The 12309-nt window shown below is 58.7% G+C and carries 7 protein-coding genes; 6 read left to right on the forward strand and 1 reads right to left on the reverse strand.

Going from position 1 to position 12309, the window contains the following annotated elements:
• Positions 1 to 21: 21 nt before the first annotated feature.
• A complete protein-coding gene (yaaA, locus tag C1J02_RS02025; RefSeq protein ID WP_114880317.1) occupies positions 22 to 801 on the forward strand; it encodes a peroxide stress protein YaaA in 780 nt (259 codons plus the stop codon).
• Here yaaA and C1J02_RS02030 read toward each other — a convergent pair.
• Positions 786 to 2957: a response regulator gene (locus tag C1J02_RS02030; protein ID WP_114876916.1), complete on the reverse strand. Its 2172-nt coding sequence runs from the start codon at positions 2955 to 2957 to the stop codon at positions 786 to 788. The two genes, yaaA and C1J02_RS02030, sit on opposite strands and share 16 nt — an antisense overlap.
• 137 nt (positions 2958 to 3094) lie before the next feature.
• Here C1J02_RS02030 and C1J02_RS02035 point away from each other — a divergent pair, with 137 nt between their 5' ends.
• The 5 genes from C1J02_RS02035 to C1J02_RS02050 all read left to right on the forward strand — a co-directional run bounded on the left by C1J02_RS02035 (position 3095) and on the right by C1J02_RS02050 (position 12307).
• Complete coding sequence (locus C1J02_RS02035; protein WP_114876917.1) at positions 3095 to 8533, forward strand: alpha-2-macroglobulin family protein; 5439 nt, start codon at positions 3095 to 3097, stop codon at positions 8531 to 8533.
• Positions 8530 to 10557 (forward strand): penicillin-binding protein 1C, encoded by a 2028-nt coding sequence (gene pbpC, locus C1J02_RS02040; RefSeq protein WP_114876918.1) that lies wholly within the window; start codon positions 8530 to 8532, stop codon positions 10555 to 10557. The genes C1J02_RS02035 and pbpC overlap by 4 nt, the downstream gene beginning before the upstream one ends.
• Before the next feature lie 2 nt (positions 10558 to 10559).
• Complete coding sequence (locus C1J02_RS20765; RefSeq protein WP_162798211.1) at positions 10560 to 10709, forward strand: hypothetical protein; 150 nt, start codon at positions 10560 to 10562, stop codon at positions 10707 to 10709.
• Positions 10710 to 10772: 63 nt separating this feature from the next.
• Entirely contained in the window at positions 10773 to 11423 is a 651-nt protein-coding gene (locus tag C1J02_RS02045) for a DUF1007 family protein (RefSeq protein WP_114876919.1), read from the forward strand.
• Complete coding sequence (locus C1J02_RS02050) at positions 11408 to 12307, forward strand: nickel/cobalt transporter (RefSeq protein ID WP_114876920.1); 900 nt, start codon at positions 11408 to 11410, stop codon at positions 12305 to 12307. Before C1J02_RS02045 ends, C1J02_RS02050 begins: the two co-directional genes overlap by 16 nt.
• Positions 12308 to 12309 lie beyond the last annotated feature (2 nt).

The following is a 12309-nucleotide window of genomic DNA, read 5'->3' on the forward strand; positions in this document are numbered from 1 at the left end:
ATCTGTACAAAGGGGACTATGATGTTGGTTGTTATTTCGCCCGCCAAGCGGCTGGATTGGGACACACGCGACGTTGCAACGACCGAGCCTGCCTTTCAGGATGATGCGGTGCGACTGGCCAAGACGGCACGCAATCTGACCTTGGGCAAACTCAAGGGACTGATGGATTTGTCAGATGATCTGGCGCGGCTCAACCGGGACCGGTTTGCAGCCTTTGAAGATGAACCGGTCAGCGATGTCACAAGGCCGGCAGCACTGGCCTTTGCTGGCGACACCTATCAAGGTCTGGAGGCTGGCAGCCTTGACACAGACGAGATGGCCTGGGCTCAGGATCACCTGCGCATTCTGTCCGGGCTTTATGGCGTGCTGCGTCCACTGGACGCGATCCAGCCCTACCGATTGGAGATGGGCAGCCGCCTGAAAACGCGGCGGGGTAGCAACCTTTATGACTATTGGCGTGACACGCTGTCCAAAGCGCTGAATGCGCAGGCAGCCGCGGTGGCCAGCGATGTTTTGGTGAACTGTGCAAGCCAGGAATATTTTGGGGCGGTCTCGCCAAAAGCACTGAAGCTCAGGGTCATCACGCCCCAGTTCATGGAAGATAAGGGCGATGGAAAAGGGCCAAAGATCGTCAGCTTTTTCGCGAAAAAGGCACGCGGTGCGATGGCGCGTTTTATCGTGCAACATCGGCTGACAGATCCGGACGCCATTCACGGATTTGAAGCGGGCGGGTATGTCTGGCAGAAAGCAGCATCAACACCGGATCGCCCGGTGTTTGTGCGACCCTATCCCGTAGCCTGAACAGGGTCGGCAGATAGGGGTGGGATGATACCTGCGCTGACTGCCGCCTCAATCTGGGCGATGATGTCCGGCTTGCGCAGTGGTTTTGTCAAATAATGGTCCAGCCCAGCGGCCAGAATGCCCGCGTCATCACCGTCCATCGCATGTGCCGTCATCGCCACGATTGGCACATGTGCACCTGTGTCTGCCTCAAGCGCGCGGATGGCTCTGGTGGCCTCTTTTCCGTCCATCTTGGGCATTGAGATATCCATGAAGATGATATCGGGGGTAAGGCTTTGGAACAATTCAACGGCTTCTTCGCCATTGCACGCAAAGGTCAGATCAACTTCCAGATCCTTGATCATTTTTCGAAACACCAGCTGGTTCGTTTTGTTGTCCTCGGCTGCGAGGATGCGCATCTTTCTCAACGTAACTGCGGCATCTGGGGCGGGTGGCATGACCACCGCCTCGAGCTGCGCCAAAAGTTCCTGACGGGGCAGAGGTTTTTGCAACACGCCCTGAAGGTGAACCCGTGCGGGATCATTTTCCGCAAGGCCGGGATTTGAACTGAGCAGTAAGATCGGAACGGTGTTGCCGGTGCCGCGCACTGCCTTGGCCAGTTCGATGCCATTCATCTCAGGCATGTTGTGATCGGTCAGGATCAAATCAATATTCTCATCCAAGCGGGCCAATGCTTCTTGTCCGCTGGCGCAGCTGATCACACCAAGGCCCAGTAGTTCCAACTGCCGCTCCAATATGGTGCGGTTGATCGCGACGTCATCCACAATCATGATGCGGCGCAGCCCCGCTGGCAGGCTATGATGATCGGGATGCAAATCAGAGGCGGCTGCCATATCCAGCTTAAAACCAAAGCATGATCCGACGCCTTCTTCGGAGGTAACCCAGATGGTGCCACCCATCATGTCGATCAGGCGCTGCGAGATGGCAAGGCCAAGTCCGGTACCGTCAAACTGGCGGTTTCGTTCATTTTCGACCTGATTGAACTCGCCAAATATGTGGTTGACCATATTTTCGGGAATGCCAATGCCGGTATCCTCAATGGTGATGTGCAGTGCCACAATGTTTGTCGCCGCATCGGGCACCCCTGTGACCCTGACCAACACATGCCCGCTTGTGGTGAATTTGACGGCGTTGCCAACCAGATTGGTCAAGACCTGCCTAATGCGCCCGGGGTCACCCAGCAACTTGGTCGGCAAGAACATGTCATAGTCCAGCAGCAAGTTCAGGCCTTTACTGCGCGCAGATGTTTGCAGCAGCATCAGGACTTCCTGGATGGCCCGTTCAAGGTCAAAGGGTTCTGGATGCAGATCAAGTTTCTTGGCCTCAATTTTCGAGTAATCCAGCACGTCGTTGATGATCACCAACAATGCCTCGCCGGAATTCTTGATCGTATCGACATAAAGCCGCTGCTCGTCGGTCAGTTCTGTGTCGTTCAGGACATCCGCCATGCCGACAACACCATTCATCGGTGTCCTGATCTCATGGCTCATGTTGGCAAGGAAAGCCGACTTGGCGCGGTTGGCGCTTTCTGCGATGGCGCGGGCTTCTTTCAGTTGCTCCTCATACATAACGGTCGCCGTGATATCGAGGCCAAGCGATACCATGTCGCCCCCCGGTCCGCGCTGGTCGATCAATTTGATATGAGTGCCATTCCAAAGTTGGATGACGATAGGTTCGGGTTGCAGGTTGTGCAGGCGTTCCGTCATCATCTGGCGCCAGCCGTTCGGGTCCAGATGGCCGGTGTTGACGATGCCTTCATCGGTGAGGGCCTGAAGGATCGTCACATAATTGACCCCCGGTTTGACCACCTCAAGACCATCAAAGATCGCCAGATAGGATCGGTTGGCCATTATCATCTCGTTGTCAGCGTTAAAGAACGCGAAGCCATCGGTTATGGTCTCAATCGAATACCATAACCTGCGTTCGACGATCTCGATCTTTTGGTTTGCTGCGGTGAGGTCGGATTTGACCCGTTGATTCTCGCCCCGGATGTTTTCAACTTCGGCGCGGGTTTCGACAATTTCCTCGGTAAGTTGCTGGGCATGTTGACCCAATTTTCGGTTTGCCGCGAACAGTTCGGCCTGTTTGAGCTCCAGCAGGCGCTCTGCCGCAAGGCGGCTGCGCCGCTCTTCGGTCAGTTTGTTGGCAAGGCTCATCCGCCACTCCGATGTGGTCCTCAAGACGTCATGCGCAGACTGCTGTAACAGGGTGAACATATGCTTAAGTCCTGCAGCAACACTTGCTCGAAAGGGGGCTGCGTGGCACGATGAAAAGACCCCGAATGGAGAGTGTCATGACTTTTTTCCGCGCGTTTCGTCTGATTTTCCTGATCCCGATTTTTTTCGCCACGCAAGTCTGGGCTCAGGCTGCGGTGCCGGATCATCGGTATGTCTATACGCAGGATGTGGATTTCTTTGGGGCCGACCTGACCAATCTCTTTGATACGACGCAATCCGCTTGCGAAAGTGCGTGTTCTGCGCAGGCCGATTGTGTCGCCTTTACCTTCAACAAACGCTCCAACGCATGTTTTCCAAAGTCAGCCATTACAGACAAACAACCCTACAACGGGGCGATGTCGGCCAGCAAAGTATCCACGGACCCCGACGTGATAAACAACGCTGCTGCACGCGCGGCTGATCTGGGGATTCTGACAACAAGCGATCTGGAAAGCGCGCGAATGCTGGTTGGCACCAACGCGCGGCGCTTGCCCGTCGGCGATGCCGTTCTGGACGACCTGATCGCGGCGATGGTGGCGTCAATCCAATCGGGTGCCACACGGTCAGCATTGGTATGGGCGGGCAAAGCGGTTGCCGCCTCAGACCGTGCTGACCTCTGGGCGCGATATGCGCGGTTGTCACTGCGCGAGGCAAACCGGGAGGGCAATTCCGAGCGGCACCGCGCACGCCTTGATGCGTTGTCAGCGGCGGTGAACGCTTACCTGCGGGCAACCGATGCCGGGGTCCGCGTGGATGCGCTGGATGTGATGGCGCAGGCATTGGAAGCGAACCGGCGGGGGCGCGACATGATCCCGGCATTGCGACTGGCCCTTTCCCTGACCCCACGCGACGATCTGAATGCAGCGCTGGACGAGGCCATTGGCAAATACGGATTCCGCATTGTGGAACATCGGGTCGATAACGACGCAGCAGCGCCGCGCATTTGCGCCGAATTTTCGGAAAAGCTGGTGCAGGTCGGTGTCGATTACGAACCTTTTGTGCGGATTGAAGGCAAAGGGCTGGTTGTGCAGGCCGACGAAAGCCAGCTTTGCATTGATGGTGTCGAACACGGCGTGCGCTATGATGTCACGTTTCGTCAGGGGCTGCCCGCTGCCAGCACAGAAACGCTGCACGAGGATGTGCGGTTGGTCCTTTATGTAAAAGACCGCAATCCAGTGGTGCGGTTCCCCGGTCGGGCCTATGTGCTGCCGCGCAGCGCGCAGGCGGCATTGCCTGTTGAGACGGTAAACGTCGACACACTGGATCTGAAATTGCGGCGCGTCAGCGACCGCAATCTGGTGCGCGCGATCAGAGAAAGCTATTTCGGGAAACCCCTGAGCAAATATGAGGATGATCAGTTTTCCAGCGACCTTGCACAGGAAATCTGGACCGGGACAGGCGATGTTCAAAATACACTGAACGCCGACATGACCACGCGCTTGCCGATGGGCGATGTATTGGTGGGTCAGACAGCGGGCATTTATGCGTTAAGCGCTTCAGTGCCGGGACAGGACCCGTATGATTACCCGGCAGCGACGCAATGGTTTGTGCTGTCTGATCTGGGATTGTCGACTTGGGCAGGCGTGGATGGCATGCAGGTTTCTGTGCGCCGATTGTCAGACACCGCACCGCGTGCTGGGGTAAAACTGACCCTGATTTCGCGCGCAAATGCGATTCTGGGTGAGGTGACATCAGATGCTGATGGTTTTGCCGCATTTCCGGCGGGCCTGACCCGCGGGACGGGTGCCGCCAGTCCTGCGTTATTGATGGCTGATGATGGTGGGCGGGATATCGCGTTCCTGCCGCTGACCGATCCGTCCTTTGATCTTTCTGACCGTGGCGTAGAAGGCCATCCGCCCAGCCCGCCGATCGATACGTTTCTGACCACCGATCGTGGTGCATACCGCGTTGGCGATACCGTTTATGCCACGGTCCTGACCCGGGATGCGCAGGCCAGGGCGCTGACAGATTTGCCAGTGACCGCAATCCTCAAGCGTCCTGATGGGGTCGAATACAGCCGCACTCTTAGCCAGAATGCTGTCGCTGGCGGGCATGTTTTTGCGATGCCATTGGGGCCGGACGTGCCGCGCGGTGCCTGGCGTCTTGATATCCTGTCAGACGTGGAAAGGCCGGCGCTGGCAAGCCAAACCGTGCTGGTTGAGGATTTTCTGCCGGAACGGATTGATTTTGATATCAGCCTGCCGGATGCACCTTTGCGGATCACTGGCACGCCCCCTCTGTCTGTAGATGTTCGGTACCTGTTTGGTGCGCCGGGCGCGGATTTGGCCGTGCAGGGCGATCTGCGCCTGCGTGCGACACGTGAAATTGCGGGCTGGGATGGGTACCTGTTCGGCCGATATGATACCCGATTTGGCACGCAAACGCAGTCCATCGGCGACGAAGTGACTGATGGTCAGGGCAGGGCGATACTGGCCCTGAAACTGCCGGAACTCAACGAAGATCCGGGAATGCCGCTTGAGGCCCAGGTGATATTGCGGGTGTCCGAAGGGTCAGGCCGACCAGTTGAACGCCGTCTGACGAAACCAATTGAGCCTGAAATGGCGTTGATCGGGATCAAACCGAACTTCGATGATGTCCTGCCTGAGGGCAGTGAGGCCTCGTTTAACCTGATCGCGCTCAACCCTGACGGAACACCTGCACAAATGCCGGTGCGCTGGACATTGAACAAGGTTGAGACGCGCTATCAGTGGTATCAACTTTACGGCAACTGGGAGTGGGAGCCGACCACACGTCGCATCCGTCAGGATACGGGTGAGATGACAATGGGTGAAACGCCTTTGACCCTGACTGCTCCAACAGAATGGGGCGAATATGAGCTGTTGGTAGAACGCATTGGCACGCCCTATGCGGCAACATCGGTTCAATTCTATTCTGGCTGGTACGGTGGCGACGGGGCGACGGATACGCCCGATCGTCTGGACCTGTCGTTAAATGACACAGAATTCAGCATGGGCGATACCGTTCAGGTGCGACTGGTTCCTGAAAGTGACGGCGTGGCGCTGATCAGCGTGCTGTCGAACCAGGTGATTGAACGCAAGGCCGTGGCCGTGTCGGCAGGTGAAAACCTGATCCCGCTGGAGGTGACCGAAGATTGGGGTAGCGGGGCCTACGTCACAGCATCGGTCCTGAGCGCCATGGATGAGGCAACAGGCCAAAACCCCACGCGCAGTCTGGGGTTGGCACACGCCGCTGTGCGACCGGGCGATAAGAATTTGTCGGTCAGCTTTGAAACACCGCAGGAGGTTGATGGGCAAGCGGGCACGATGCGTGCTGCGGTGCTGGTCGATGGGGTGAAACCCGGCGAAACGGCCTATGTCACCCTTGCCGCAGTTGATGTGGGCATATTGAACCTCACAGGGTTCAAAGCGCCTGATGCGACCGATCATTATTTTGGTCAAAGAAGATTGGGCGTGGAAATGCGCGATCTTTATGGTCGGCTCATCGACGGCATGAACGGCGCGATGGGCGCTGTGCGGTCGGGCGGTGATGCGGCAGCCAGCGCGCAATTGCAATCACCCCCGCCAACCGAAGAGTTGATGGCGTTTTTTACCGGACCATTGCAGATCGGCCCCGATGGCCGCGCCGAGGTTGAAATCATCCGTCCTGCTTTTAACGGGACGATCAAACTGATGGCGGTTGCCTGGTCTGACAGCGCTGTCGGCGATGCCTCTGCTGACGTTGTCGCCCGCGATCCGGTTGTCGTTACCGCGTCGCTTCCACGGTTTCTCGCGCCCGGCGATCAAAGCCGGTTGTTGCTGGAACTTGTCCACGCAACAGGTGCATCTGGTGAGATGGCGTTGCAGGTCATTACAGACGCTGGTGTGGCCCTTGGCGATGCGCCGACAATCGTAAGCCTCCAAGATCAAGGGTCGCAGCGTCTGAGCGTTCCGATCACGGCGCGCGAAATTGGCGATCATCTGATCACCGTTTCGCTGACCACGCCGGATGGCAAAGAATTGCGCAAGGTGCTGACCATGCCCGTGCGTGACAATGATCCTGAGGTATCAGTAACCCGGCAGTTTGCGCTGGGCGTTGGCGAGACATTCACTTTCGATGGTAATGTTTTTGCGGGATTGCGGCTGGGCACGGCCAGCGCCACGCTCACCGCTGGGCCGTTGGCGCGGTTCGATGTGCCGGGGCTGTTGCGCCAGTTGGACCGCTACCCTTACGGCTGCACCGAGCAGGTGACATCGGGCGCGATGCCGCTCTTGTATCTCAGTGCGATGGCGCAGGCCGCAGGCATTGGGGAACCTGCGCAGATCGACGACAAGATCAGCAAAGCCATTGCCCGCATTTTGACACGACAAGCCAGCAATGGTGCTTTTGGTCTTTGGCGGGCCGAATCCGGCGAGTTCTGGCTTGATGCCTATGTCACCGATTTCCTGTCCCGCGCCCGCCGTGAGGGTCATGCCGTGCCTGACCTGGCCTTTGCACAGGCGATGGACAACCTGCGCAACCGGATCAGCTATGCGCCCGATTTTGACGAGGGGGGAGAAGACGTTGCCTACGCCCTTCTTGTGCTTGCACGCGAAGGAGCCGCGAGCATGGGTGATTTGCGGTATTACGCAGATACCAGGATGAACAATTTCGGGACGCCTTTGGCTGCCGCCCAACTGGGCGCGGCACTTGCGGCTTATGGCGATCAGGTCCGCGCCGATATGATGTTTCGCAGGGCCGGGGCGCTGTTGCTGCGCGACAGGGATCAGCGACGCGGCTGGCGGTCGGATTTCGGGACCAATCTGCGCGATACTGCCGGTGTTCTCAAACTCACAGCAGAGGCAGGCAGCACTGCCATTGATGCCGCAACGCTGGTGTCCTGGGTTGGCAATGACAACAAACATCTGTCGACACAAGAAGCGGCCCAAGTGGTTCTGGCGGCGCATGCGCTTTCGTCACCGGATGCGGTGCCGGGTCTTAGGGTGGACGGCCAATCGGTGAATGGCCCTGTGGTAAAACGCCTGAATGATGGCGACCCGATACCGGCGGTGATCGAAAACGTCAGCGATATCGCGATGGATGTCACGATGACCGCTTATGGGGTGCCAGAGGTGCCGCCAGCGGCGGGCGGATATGGGTATGCGATTACGCGCAGCTATTTCACGATGGAGGGTGTGCCAGCGCAGGGCCCGATGAAATCGGGGGATCGGATGGTGGTTGTTCTGGAAGTGAACCCGTTCGAGGATGTGGGCGCGCGGCTGATCCTGGACGATCCGCTTCCGGCAGGTTTTGAGATCGACAACCCCAACCTGCTGCGCAGCGGTCAGGTCGGTGCGCTTGACTGGTTGCAAACCAAAGAGGCCGAAAACGCCGAATTCCGTAGTGATCGGTTTGTCGCGGCAGTCAATCACCGTGACGCTGATGCCTTTCGACTGGCTTACATCGTACGGGCCGTGACACCGGGGACATATCATCACCCCGCAGCCACGGTGACAGATATGTATCGCCCCGAATACCGCGCCAATACCGACACGGGCGAGGTGACGGTTTCCCCATGACCCAGCGGTTTGGCCTCTTTGTTCTGGTCGCGGTACTTGGCATCGCGGCGGGCGTGAGGGACGGGTTCGACGCTTGGGTGGATGCGACTGATCTGCCGCCTGTCCTCGTTGAAAACTCGGTTGAGGTGCGCGACCGGGATGGTGAGCTGATGCGGGTCTTTCCGGTTGAGGATGGGCGGGTTCGACTGGCCCTCAGTCTGGAGAATGTCGACAAAGACTATCTCGCAATGCTGATCGCCTATGAGGATAAGCGGTTTTACCGCCATCAGGGTGTGGACCCGCTCGCGGCGCTGCGTGCCGTTGCTCAAGCAGCATGGAATGGGCAGGTTATTTCTGGCGGCTCGACGCTGACGATGCAGGTTGCGCGCCTTTTGGAAAACTCCGGCACGGGGCGCTGGCAGGGCAAACTGCGCCAAGTGCAGGTCGCGCTGGCGCTCGAACGGCGGCTCAGCAAGGATGATATCCTGAGGCTGTATCTGGCGCATGCGCCGTACGGCGGTGCTGTCGAAGGGTTGCGCGCGGGGTCTTTGGCGTGGTTTGGCAAAGAACCAGCGCGGCTGACCATGGCAGAGGCAGCGCTATTGGTGGCGCTGCCGCAGTCACCCGAAACACGCCGCCCCGATCGCCATCCTGACGCGGCCAAGGCTGCCCGTGCGCGGGTCCTGGACCGTGTGGATGCACCCGAACAAATGCGATTGGCCGCAGTGCCACAAGCGATGAAACCCTTTATCAGACTGGCCCCGCATCTGGCGGACCAGATGCAGCACGCGGACCCGTTGGCCGGGCATCACGATCTGACGTTGAATGCCCGTTTGCAGGCAGAAATCGAAAACCTTGCCCGGCGCGCGGTTCAGGGTCAGGCGCGCGGTGTCTCAGCCGCCATTGTCATTGCGGATCATCAGACTGGCGAAGTGCTGGCCTCGACGGGGTCGCCCGATTATTCGGCCCAAGGCGGCGCGCTTGGCTTTGTCGATATGACCCGCGCTGTGCGCTCTCCGGGTTCGACGTTAAAGCCCTTTATCTATGGGTTGGCCTTTGATCAGGGGCTGGCCCACCCCGACACACTGATCGACGACAGTCCGGTCGCCTTTGGCCGCTATGCGCCGCAGAATTTCGACGGACAGTTTCGCGGTGAACTCACGGTGCGGGAAGCTTTGCAACTGTCGCTTAATATCCCGCCCGTTCTGCTGACCCAAGAGCTTGGACCCGCCCGGCTGATGGCCAGTTTGCGCGGAGGTGGCGCTGATCCGCAGGTGCCGGGTGGCAAGCCGGGTCTGGCGGTGGCGCTGGGTGGTGTTGGCCTGACCCTGAACGATCTTGTGCAGCTTTATGCAGGGCTTGCCAATGGCGGCAAAACGCGGCCTTTGGTTTGGCGGCTGGGCAGCGAAAACGCATCTCAGCACCAGATGATGTCAAGGTCCGCCGCATGGCAGGTCGGTCACATCCTTGCCAGCATCACGCCACCTGCGGGCACCACCGCGCGCAGCGGCCAGATCGCCTATAAGACGGGGACGTCTTATGGCCATCGGGATGCCTGGGCGATTGGGTTTGATGGCCGCCACGTGGTGGGTGTCTGGCTGGGACGCCCTGATGGTACCCCGGTGCCGGGTGCCTTTGGGGGTGATCTGGCCGCGCCGATTTTGTTTGAGGCCTTTGGCCGGCTCAAGCCAACGCCCACGCCACTGGCAGCGCCGCCGCCCGAGACCCTGATCCTCAGCACGGCGGCATTGCCCGTTCCGTTGCAACGCTTTCGCAGCCGCGACGCGGTTTTTCAAAAAGCCACCGATGCACCTTTGGTCAGTTTCCCCCCTCAAGGGGCAGTGCTGCGGCAAAGCGGCGACAGCATTCCGCTTAAGCTGCGCGATGGCGTTCTGCCGATGACGGTGCTGGTGAATGGTGCGCCCGTTTTGACCGGTGTCCGTGAACGCAGTGTCATGCTGCCAATCAGCGGGCCGGGGTTTTCCCAAATATCAGTGATTGATGCCAGAGGTCGCGGGGCGCAGGTGGAAATCCGTCTGGACTGACGTTGCCGCCCGTGGCACGGGCCGCGTTGAATGGGTACATCATCGCCAAGCAAATGGGTGGAGACGCCGACCCTTATGTGGATGTTTTGTCCTGGCAGACGCTTTTATGCCTGATCGTGCTGCCAATCTGGGCCTATGCGCTGATCGGCTAAGTCCCGCATGCCCGTGATGTGCCTGATTGCTGCAGGGTCCGCTCTGCGCTAAGACGTCAGGCAATGAAACGTATCATTCATCCTGTTGTTGCTTTGATGATGGCGACCCCTTTGGCGGCACATCCACATGTGTTTGTCGACACGGGGCTGGAGATGATTTTTAATGATACCGGGCAGCTGACCCATGTGCAGGTCACCTGGCAATATGACGCCCTTTACTCATTGTTAATCACTGAGGATATGGGGCTTGATCCTGACTATGACGGTGTTTTGACCACAGCCGAACAGGCGGCACTGACAGGTTTCGATATGAAATGGGTCGAAGGTTTCAACGGTGATCTTGAGGTGTTGAACGGGGCCGAGGTTCTTGCCCTGTCGGGCCCGTCAAAGACCACTGCGGTGTTCGCAGAGGGCCGGATTACAACCACGCACTTACGCGAAATTCTGTCGCCTGTGTCTGTCGTAGAGCAGGTGGTGATCAAACCTTACGATCCAACCTATTATACGGCCTATGATGTCACCCTGCCTGTGGTGATCAGGGGGTCTGATACATGCCGTGCGCGCGTGAAGATGCCGGATATAAACGCTGATCTCACCGAAATACGTGACCAGCTCAGCACGCTTGATCCCGACGCTGAACCCCAGGATGCGGGGCTGCCGAATATTGGGGCGGAACTGGCCAATGATGTGATCGTGACATGCGCCGGATCATAACTTTGACGGTTTTGGCTGTAGTGTTGGGCCTTGCATTGATGTGGCTCACCGGAGGGTTTGCGGAACTTGGCCTATGGGCCGCAAGCCAGCAACGCGCGTTTCAAAACTCCATCGCGATATCGTTGCGCGGCGCACGGGCCGGTGATGCAGGTGCAGTATTGGCACTGGTGACGGCTTGTTTTGCCTATGGTCTGGCGCATGCTGCGGGTCCGGGCCATGGCAAGGTTCTGATCGGGGCCTACGGGTTTGCGCGCAGGGTTCCGATGTTCCGATTGTCCCTCATCGCTCTGGCTGCATCTCTGGGTCAGGCGGTGACAGCAATTGCATTGGTCTATGCGGGCGTGTTGATCCTGAACCTAAGCCGTCAGGCCATGGTTGGCGTGACAGAACAGGTTTTTGCGCCCGTAAGCTATGGCGCTATCGCCGCAATCGGATTGTGGTTGGTCTGGCGCGGGCTGCGGCGGTTGCGCGGGGCCAGTGCGCCGCAGGTGCATAGCCATTCGGATCATGGCGAGGTTTGCGCCAGTTGCGGTCACGCACATGGTCCCACGTTGCAGCAGGTGGAAAACGTGAATTCACTGCGCGAAGGTCTGGCGCTGATTGCAGGTATCGCCATTCGGCCCTGCACCGGTGCGCTGTTTGTGCTGATCATTACCTGGCAAATGGGGATCGCGCTGCTTGGTGTCCTTGGTGCCTTTGCAATGGCGATTGGCACGGCGGCGATCACGATCTCTGTGGGTCTTGCAACAACTGGTCTGCGCGGTGGCATGCTGGCCGGTGTCGCCGGGTCCACGCGGGGCGCTCAGATTGCTGCGGTCGTGGAAATGGTTGCAGGGTGTTTTGTCGCATTCCTTGCCGCGGTACTGCTGTTGCGCGCCATCTAGGC

Origin of the sequence: Sulfitobacter sp. SK011 (genome assembly GCF_003352065.1) — a bacterium.
Taxonomy (GTDB): Bacteria; Pseudomonadota; Alphaproteobacteria; order Rhodobacterales; family Rhodobacteraceae; genus Sulfitobacter.

What these genes read in the sequence shown, in the direction of transcription:
- yaaA (WP_114880317.1), top strand. Translation starts at nt 22, where the DNA reads ATGTTGGTTGTTATTTCGCCCGCCAAGCGGCTGGATTGGGACACACGC.
- C1J02_RS02030 (WP_114876916.1), bottom strand. Translation starts at nt 2,957, where the DNA reads ATGAGCCTTGCCAACAAACTGACCGAAGAGCGGCGCAGCCGCCTTGCG.
- C1J02_RS02035 (WP_114876917.1), top strand. Translation starts at nt 3,095, where the DNA reads ATGACTTTTTTCCGCGCGTTTCGTCTGATTTTCCTGATCCCGATTTTT.
- pbpC (WP_114876918.1), top strand. Translation starts at nt 8,530, where the DNA reads ATGACCCAGCGGTTTGGCCTCTTTGTTCTGGTCGCGGTACTTGGCATC.
- C1J02_RS02045 (WP_114876919.1), top strand. Translation starts at nt 10,773, where the DNA reads ATGAAACGTATCATTCATCCTGTTGTTGCTTTGATGATGGCGACCCCT.
- C1J02_RS02050 (WP_114876920.1), top strand. Translation starts at nt 11,408, where the DNA reads ATGCGCCGGATCATAACTTTGACGGTTTTGGCTGTAGTGTTGGGCCTT.